Genomic DNA, 8,292 nt, shown 5'->3' on the forward strand with positions numbered 1-8,292 from the left:
CAAAAAAGCCAGGCGCTGACCCTGATCAGGGGCGAGCACCTGGCTTTTGCTTTCGTAGATCTAGCGCATATCCGCTAGCAGGTTCTTTAGATGACCCAGGATGGCCGGGCCATCGACTCCTAGACCGTCATGGTGGTGAGTCTGCGAGGTCCACACGCGAGTGTTCCCCACAAAATCGGCGGTCTTCATGGAATGGGCATAGTCCACAAAGACATCGGGCACATAGGCGGCCGCCGCTAGAGGCACCCGGTTCTGAGCCAGCTGTTCGTGGTCATAGAGCCTGCCCCAGTCCTGCTTTTCAGCCAGCAGGTGGGCAACCTCGGCCAGCGGGCCTAGAGCCGGGTCCTCCTCAAAGTACCAGGGGAAGATATGCTCGCCCAGCCAGAGCAGGTTTTCTGCATCTTCTGCAAATTCTGGGCGCTCGGCGTGCATACGGGCTGCTGACCAGCGAGTCGGTGCGGGGGAGGGGGAGCCTGGCGCCCCGTCTGCGTAGATACTCTCGTGGAGAAGCCCATAAAGGGGAGCTGATGCGAAACTAACCTGTGCGCTCACCGCAGTCAAGAACTGGTCGGACAGCCAGTTTTTTGACTCGGCAAAAGCAGACTCCAGAATATAGTGCAGGTTGCGTGCCCGCCCGTTGCCGCCCAGAAGGTGACCCAGCATCTGCAGGCGATGGGGTGTCAGCCGTTCACCGGTGGGTAAGACTTCCTGATGGGTAGCAAGGTGCTGCGCGATACGGGCCGCCAGCTCGCGGTCCTGGGGGTACCAGCTGTAGTATTCCTCGCTCCGTTCCTGCATACGGTCCAGGGTTGAGCGGTAGACCTCATCAAGGTGAGAGCGGATGGGGGCAAGCCCGGCCGTCATGCGGGCATCTTTGATGGATTCAGGGGCGAAGGATAGGTAGCTGAGGGTCAAAAAGCCGCCGAAGCTCTGGCCCATTGTGGACCAGCGCTGATCTTTGCGGTCAGCTAGGAGGAAGCTACGGACGACCTCGGCATCGGCAATGATGGAGTCGGCCCGGAAGAGCTCACAGTATTCTGCCTGAACTTCTGCTGACCCTAGTTGGGCGAGTGCCTTGGCAGAGAGCGGGGTGGAGTTGCCGGTTCCGCGCTGATCTAAGAGCACCAGTCGGTGGGTCTGTGCTAGCTCCTGCACCCAGCCGCCCTCTGTTGCCGGACGGGGGCTTTTGCCACCAGGCCCACCCTGGAGGTAGACCATGTAGGGGCGCTCATCTGCAGGAAGAGTCAAAGCCTCGGAGGTATCAACTACTTCACGGGCAAAAACGGTCATGCTCTGCTGGGCAAAACGGGACTCTAGTGCCGCTGACTCACTCTTGCCAAAGATTAGGCCGTGGGTCGCGGGTGCGGTGAACCAGTGATCGATGAATTTGAGTGAGCCGATGGTATGTGTAGCCCCAACACGATGGCTGGGTGTTGGTAGGGCAGAGAGGGCCACGGTGACCTCCTAGTAGGGACGGAAAAGACTTTTAAGCTCTCGTTATATATAACAATATACTGTTATATTCCAAGATATAACAGTATATTGTTATATATGTTTGTCATGACCGTAGACCAGCGTAACTCTTCAACCGGCCAAGACCTGGTACCCCAACTGCACAGTGACCTAGCCGGAAACAGCAATATTGCCTCACCGCTAAGGCCCTTCCAACGCACCGCAGGCGACGAAGTCCAAGCGGTCTTCGATGACCCAAACGGTCTGCTCGAAACCGCCCTAGTGCTGGCCCGCCAGGGAACCTGGCATATCGGGATTGGGGTCGGTGCCGTCAATGAGCCGCTACCGGCCAATGCCCGCGAAGGGAACGGCCAAGCCTACAGGAAGGCGCGAACCGCAGTGGAGCGCGCCAAACGCTCAGCCGGACACATAGCCTTTGAAGGAACAGGTAGATTTTCCGAACTGATTGAAGCCAGCCTGCAACTTGTCATGGGGCTTGAAGAAGACCGGAACGACTCCTGGCAGGCCATCGGAGAACTCTACGAGCAGGGCATGACCCAGATAGAAATTGCCACGCACCTGCAAACCTACCAGTCAGCGGTCAGCCGTGCCCTCAGACAGGGACGATGGCAGGAAACCCGCCGCATGGTACAGGAGCTCAAAACCCTACTCGCTGAGGAGAATGTATGAACCTGGTAATTTGCATCCTGCTGGTAGCGCTTTTTACCCTGTCACTGCTGTGGCTAAAAACCCAGAACGCCAGCGCCCCCAAACCTGGACTCTCATGACCCTACTCGGCGGGGCCCTTGTGCTGTCTACCCTGGCACAGCCCCTTGAAGCCCCGGTCCGTGAGCTGACCACAACGCTCGCAGTGCTGGTGAGCTGTTTGGGCGGGTCAACTCCAGCAATCTACTTCGTGGGGAAGATTAAACAGAAACAAACAGAAGAAAAGCCCAAGGGCCAGCACATCACCGGCACCCTGGGCATCCTAAACCTACGTGCAGACATCACCCAGTCCGACGAACGTATCGAAGCCGAAGGCGGAGGCCGCCTCATCGGCATCTTCGAACGGCTCGCAGTAGCGCTCTGCCTCATCACCGCACTGCCAAGCGCTCTAGCTGTCATCGTTGCAATCAAAGGACTAGCCAGGTACCCGGATATCAAAGCTGGGCACCTGACCGCCGAAAAGTTCATCGTGGGGACTTTCGTCTCCCTGCTCTGGGCAGCAAGCTGCGTCCTGATCGCCGTGAACCTGCGGTCAGTGCTGGGCTAGAAAGCCCCTACGCTCTCAATCAGCACCACGGGAGCGCCTTCCGCATCGGAGGCCGCCAAATCAACCCTGGCAACAATACCGAAGTCATGGTTCTCCTCCGGGTCCGAGAAGGTCTGCCGAACCAACCAGAAACCGGGGTGCTCAGCAGTATCATCGTCAATTGTCAGCAGACCAGGTGAACGAGCATCGGCATCGGTGTAGATATCCTCGTACTCCTCAAAGTAATCGTCCATAGCGTCGGCCCAACGGTCAGAGTCCCAGCCAGAGCGCTCGCCGTCTAACTGGCCCAGAATCTTGTCGCGCTCATCGGCAAACAGCTCCACCCTGCGGAAGAGGGCGTTACGCACCATGACCTTAAAGGCACGCGGGTTAGCGGTAAGAGCGGGTGCGCTTTCTGCCACCAGTTCCTCCAGAGAGTCCTGGACGGGTAGGCCCTCATCACCGGAGGCCATACGCTCCCACTCATCAACCAGGGAGGAGTCTGTCTGGCGGATCACCTCGCCTAGCCACTCAATCAGGTCGGTGAGCTCATCGGTCAGGGCAGAGAGGGGAACGGTCTGGCGCAGTGCCTTATAGGCATCGGAGAGGTAACGCAAAAGAATACCCTCGGAACGTTCCAACCCGTAGTACTGGATATAGTCGCCAAAGCCCATGGCCCGCTCATACATGTCCCGGACTACGCTCTTGGGCTCTAGTTGGAACTCTTTCATAAAAGGAGCACCGGACGAGTACGTTTCAAAAGCGGCTTCAAGGAGTTCCGCCAGGGGCTGGGGGTAGGTAATCTTATCCAGCTCAGCCATACGTTCGTTGTAGTCCATGCCCTCGGCCTTCATCTCGGCTAGGGCTTGGCTCTTGGCTTTCTTCTCCTGACCCACAAGAACCTGGCGGGGGCGCTCAAGGGTCGCTTCGATGATAGAGACCGCATCGAGGGCGTAGGAATCGCTCTCAGAATCGAGCAGGCTGAGGGAAGCCATAGCAAAGGGGGAGAGCGGCTGGTTCAGAGCAAAGTTCTCTTGCAGGGAGACGGTAAGCCGGACGGTGCGACCAAACTCATCGGGTTCAGCCAGGCGCTCCACGACCCCGCCGTTGAGCAGTTCACGGTAGATACCAATCGCCTTGCGTTTGAGGGATCTCTGCTTGATAGGGGGCTCATGGTTGGCGGTCAAAAAGAGCATGACGGTCTCAAAGGGGTCAGCCTCACGCTGAAGCATATTGAGCATCATGGAGTGAGTGAGCTGGAAGGACGAACTTAGCTGCTCTGGCTCAGCCTCAATGATCTGCTCAAAGGTTTTCTCGCTCCAGGCCACAAAGCCCTGCGGTGGTTTCTTCTTTTTACCCCTAAGGGACTGGGCTATTTTCTTCTCGTCGCCACTAAATTTTTCGCGAGCCTTTGCTTCGAGCCGTTCATTTTCAATGTCGTGCTCGGGGGCCTGAACAACCACGTAGCCGGCGGTATCAAAGCCAGCTCGTCCAGCTCGTCCTGCAATCTGGTGGAATTCGCGGGACTTGAGCCGGCGGGTGCGCTGACCGTCAAACTTTGAGAGAGCAGTAATCAGCACGGTGCGAATGGGGACGTTGATGCCCACACCCAGGGTGTCGGTGCCGCAAATGACCTTGAGCAGGCCAGCCTGCGCTAGCTGCTCCACCAGGCGGCGGTACTTGGGGAGCATACCCGCATGGTGGATGCCGATACCGTTCTTAATATACTTTTGGAGCACCTTACCGAAACCCGCAGAATAACGGAATCCCGCAGTGAGCTCATTGATTTTCTCTTTCTCTTGCTTGGTCGCAATCGACAGGGACATTAGAGAAGCCGCCGTGTCGATAGCCTGGAGCTGAGAGAAATGAACGATGTAGACCGGTGCCTGGTGGGTGGAAACCAGCTCGTCAACTTTCTCGACCAGCGGTTGGCGGGAGTAGGAGTAGTTGAGAGGAATGGGGCGGGTTTGGCTGGTGACCAGGGCGGTACCGCGCCCGGTGAGCTCGGTTAGTTCCCGCTCAAACCGGCTGGTGTCCCCGAGGGTAGCGCTCATGAGCAGGAATTGCGCCTGGGGCAGGTCAAGCAGGGGAGCCTGCCAGGCCCAGCCGCGTTGGGGGTCAGAGTAGAAATGGAACTCGTCCATAATGACCTGGGTGACGTCGGCTCCAGCACCCTCACGAAGAACGATATTCGCCAGAATCTCGGCGGTGCAGCAGACGATGGGCGCATCGGCATTGATAGAGGAATCGCCGGTGACCATGCCCACGTTCTCGGCACCAAAAATCTCGCACAGGTCAAAGAACTTTTCAGAGACCAGCGCCTTAAGAGGGGCGGTGTAGTAGGAGCGCTGACCAGCGGCCATACCTATAAAGTGAGCGGCCACAGCAACAGTGGACTTACCGGAGCCGGTGGGGGTTGCCAGAATGACGTTATTGCCCGCGGCTAGCTCTAGGACAGCTTCGTCCTGTGCCGGGTAAAGCTCCATACCCCGGGCTGCGATCCATTCGGTAAAGGCCTCATAGGCTTCGTCACCGGTGAGGGGGTTGGTTGCAAAATCTCCACGGTAGTAGTGCTTGGTGGAATCTGCCAGGGATGGGGAAAGGTACTGAAGAATCTTCATGATGTTAACCAGTTTAGTGCAGGCCCCCGAGGCAAGCCGCGTAAATGCACGGCTCCCATTCCGTTTCATCTCGTGGTGGTAGGACATGAAAATTAGACAAAAAATATATAAATGTGATGCTTGTCAAATAAGCTGAGGTGGGGCTACGATATTCAAAGGAAATATCCGCATATCGAACTCACGAAAGGGGGAGCATACAAATGAACACACATCGCTTTCAGGCGTCTTCAGCTTCCCCCTGGGTTTCTCACCGCTAGCGCACTCAGCTAGCTGATCAACCAAGATCAACCTACCGGGAGGCGTTCACACCGGTAGGTATTTTTATGCCCGGTAGATTTACCCCTTGCACATCTTGTGATTGAAAAGAGAATTTCGTGGCTAAGAATCGGACCGAACAATCCGAGCACAAAAATACACAAAATACTGAGAAGTTCCGCATTGCCCCTCCGGGCTTCCGTTGGAGAACACTCTATTTTCTCCCCTTTGTCTTAGATTTCTTTGCTTCACTGGCAACAGTATTTATGCCCGTTCTTGTGGGGCGTATCATCGACCTGCACAGCTCAGGGCTGAGCACCCAGGCCTATCATGCCATCATGATTCTGGCGGGTGTTATCGCCTATCTGTGCCTGGTCGAGTTTCTGGGTTGGGGCCTCACCTTCCGGGTGGTTGCACGTATTGAACGTGACTGGAGGCTCTACATCAGCCATCTCATAGACCGGGCACCTCACCGTGCCCCCGGTGCTCTCATCGCTATTTTGAATAAGGACGCCCGGGCGCTCTCGCAGATGTGGCAACCGATGATTCTGGCTTTTTCGGCGGTTGGTGTCACATCGCTGGGTACCTGGCAGCTGTGGACGATTAGCCCGCTGATAGCTCTAGTAGCTCTTACGGGCCTTATCGTGACCATGATTACCTTGACCTGGGTATCAAAGCTCATCGAAAAGCACTCAGATGCATTCCGTGAAACGGTTAGCGTAAGCACATCCCGGGCATCCGATATCGCTTCTTCTATCCGCACAATCTTGGGCCTGGGGGCACAGAAGCGCATGATGGTGCATTACGGGCAGGCCGCTCAGGATGTCTACTCCTCCCAGATTCGCCTTGAGAGTGTTCAAACCTGGTCCTATGCCACCCGCAACCTGCTCGTGGGTACAGTGACCTGGCTAGCGGTGGTCTTAGCGCTGCGCGGGGCTGCACCAGAGGGTACCTGGCTTACTGACATACCCGCAGGGCAACTAGTCACTATCGTGGGGCTTATCGGTACCCTGACCGGCCCTATCTGGTCAGTGGAGATGCTGCTCATGTCCTGGCGGAATGCTCGTGTTGCCTACAAACGTGTTGTGCGGCTGAAACGAGAGATTGCAGATGCTTCTTCTGCAGCTTCCCCGCCTGCCCCACAAGGCGCCCACACCGCTCGTGTTTTGGTGCCTTCTGGCACAGGGGCCGTTCACTATATCAACCCTCGCTGCGCCGGCATATCTGCCCAAGAGTATGCTGAAACCCTGGTGCAGAAACTCCGCGATGGTTCGCAGGGAGATAACCACCGGATCTTGTTCTCGGAACCTAACCCCATCATCTTTGCCGGGACTCTCTCTGAGCATCTGACACTAGGGCGTGGCACCCTAACTCGTGACGAGATGGTTGATTTACTCAAAATCACTGACTCCGAAGAAATTGCTATTCGGCTGGGCGGACGAGACCCAGAAAGCTATGTGAAAAGCGCGCTGTCCTCCGAAGGTACCAATCTTTCGGGCGGCCAACGCCAGCGTCTCGCCCTTGCCAGGGCACTGGCACAAAGAGCAGATACCCTGGTCCTGACTGAGCCTCTCAACTCGGTGGATGAACCCAGCCAGAAGTTCATTCTCAACCAGTTAGAAGAGCGCGCTGGGCAACCTGGGGTTCTGGCCCACATTGAACGAATCTACATCGTGAGTACGACCATGGAGGTCGAACGACGGCTGAAAGCAGGTGAGCTCGATGGCTAATCTTTTGCCCATTACGGATGGCAAGACAACCTGGCGGTTGCTTGGGCGCTCTGTCCTCAAGACGCCGTGGCAGTTGGCTCTGCTGATGCTACTTTTTGTTGCCAGTTCGGTTACTGCCCTCGCTACTCCCATTATGGTGGGCCGGCTCGTTGATGCGGTCACCACCGGCCAGCTCACCGGCTACCCCTGGGAGATACTGCTGACCATATTGGGTGCTGTACTTTTGGGGTCGCTTCTGACGAGAGCCTGGACTTTTCAGGGGCAAAAATTGGGGGTCCGCCTGAACCGTGACCTGGGTATTGACCTGGTGGAGGCTTCCCTCCAGCTCGATGCTCAAACCATTGAGGACGCGGGCTCCGGTGATCTGCTTGCTCGCCTGACCGATGACCTTGATAGCGTCCGACTGGTGCTGGCAACCGGTCTGCCGGAGTTTATCCATATTTCCGTATATATGGTAATTACTTCGGTGACAATTTTTACGGTGAGCCCGGTAATCGGTCTGGTTACCGTTCCCATGTTCGTGCTCATGGCCCTTGCCCTGGCAATTTTCCTACCCCGGATAGCCGCAACAACCCGGCGGAAAACTGAGGCAATGAGTGAGCTTACCGTTGTGGCCACAGAGAACGTTCGTGGTGCGGCAACGATCCAAGAATTGGGGGTCCAACAGGCCCGTTCCGGTGTCCAGGAGGAAAAAATTTGGGAGGTATTCAGGATCTCCGACCGTATGGTGGTACTCCGTTCAACCTTCTGGGTGGTCGATGCTTTCAACGCCTACCTTCCTCTGCTGCTAGCTATGGTCTGGGGCTCCTACTGTGTTTGGCGGGGTTGGGCCACCTGGGGCGATGTCTCAACAGCCTCTATCATGCTCTTTTCCATGCGGGTAGACTCGGATATCTTCACCTTCTGGCTGGATCGTCTGCGCGAGATGACCGTGACTATGGGCAGGGTTTTTGGTGTCATTGACCTGTCAGATACCCAGCAG

At 56.6% G+C, this 8,292-nt stretch carries 6 protein-coding genes; 4 read left to right on the forward strand and 2 right to left on the reverse strand.

The genetic code is table 11. The features are described 5' to 3' along the window. Nucleotides 1-60: 60 nt before the first annotated feature. Nucleotides 61-1,455 carry an alpha/beta fold hydrolase gene (locus tag ACN080_RS09290; RefSeq protein WP_419113620.1) on the reverse strand — a complete coding sequence of 465 codons (1,395 nt, stop codon included), beginning with the start codon at nucleotides 1,453-1,455 and terminating at the stop codon, nucleotides 61-63. 105 nt (nucleotides 1,456-1,560) lie between these two features. On the opposite strand from ACN080_RS09290, the gene ACN080_RS09295 reads away from it, so the two are divergent. Next, entirely contained in the window at nucleotides 1,561-2,142 is a 582-nt protein-coding gene (locus ACN080_RS09295) for a hypothetical protein (protein WP_419099789.1), read from the forward strand. After that, nucleotides 2,135-2,725 carry a hypothetical protein gene (locus tag ACN080_RS09300; RefSeq protein WP_419113621.1) on the forward strand — a complete coding sequence of 197 codons (591 nt, stop codon included), beginning with the start codon at nucleotides 2,135-2,137 and terminating at the stop codon, nucleotides 2,723-2,725. The genes ACN080_RS09295 and ACN080_RS09300 overlap by 8 nt, the downstream gene beginning before the upstream one ends. Here the strand turns inward: ACN080_RS09300 and ACN080_RS09305 are convergent. Continuing rightward, nucleotides 2,722-5,325 carry a DEAD/DEAH box helicase gene (locus ACN080_RS09305; RefSeq protein ID WP_419113622.1) on the reverse strand — a complete coding sequence of 868 codons (2,604 nt, stop codon included), beginning with the start codon at nucleotides 5,323-5,325 and terminating at the stop codon, nucleotides 2,722-2,724. The genes ACN080_RS09300 and ACN080_RS09305 overlap by 4 nt on opposite strands. Nucleotides 5,326-5,699: 374 nt before the next feature. Here ACN080_RS09305 and ACN080_RS09310 point away from each other — a divergent pair, with 374 nt between their 5' ends. Together ACN080_RS09310 and ACN080_RS09315 are read left to right on the forward strand one after the other, a co-directional pair. Further along, nucleotides 5,700-7,310 carry an ABC transporter transmembrane domain-containing protein gene (locus ACN080_RS09310; RefSeq protein WP_419113623.1) on the forward strand — a complete coding sequence of 537 codons (1,611 nt, stop codon included), beginning with the start codon at nucleotides 5,700-5,702 and terminating at the stop codon, nucleotides 7,308-7,310. After that, on the forward strand, nucleotides 7,303-8,292 hold a 990-nt coding region (locus tag ACN080_RS09315; protein ID WP_419113624.1), incomplete at its 3' end, for an ABC transporter transmembrane domain-containing protein. The genes ACN080_RS09310 and ACN080_RS09315, both read left to right, overlap by 8 nt.

The sequence above is a fragment of the Rothia sp. CCM 9416 genome (assembly GCF_048513535.1).
Lineage (GTDB): Bacteria > Actinomycetota > Actinomycetes > Actinomycetales > Micrococcaceae > Rothia.

What these genes read in the sequence shown, in the direction of transcription:
- ACN080_RS09295 (WP_419099789.1), top strand. Translation starts at nt 1,561, where the DNA reads ATGACCGTAGACCAGCGTAACTCTTCAACCGGCCAAGACCTGGTACCC.
- ACN080_RS09300 (WP_419113621.1), top strand. Translation starts at nt 2,135, where the DNA reads ATGTATGAACCTGGTAATTTGCATCCTGCTGGTAGCGCTTTTTACCCT.
- ACN080_RS09305 (WP_419113622.1), bottom strand. Translation starts at nt 5,325, where the DNA reads ATGAAGATTCTTCAGTACCTTTCCCCATCCCTGGCAGATTCCACCAAG.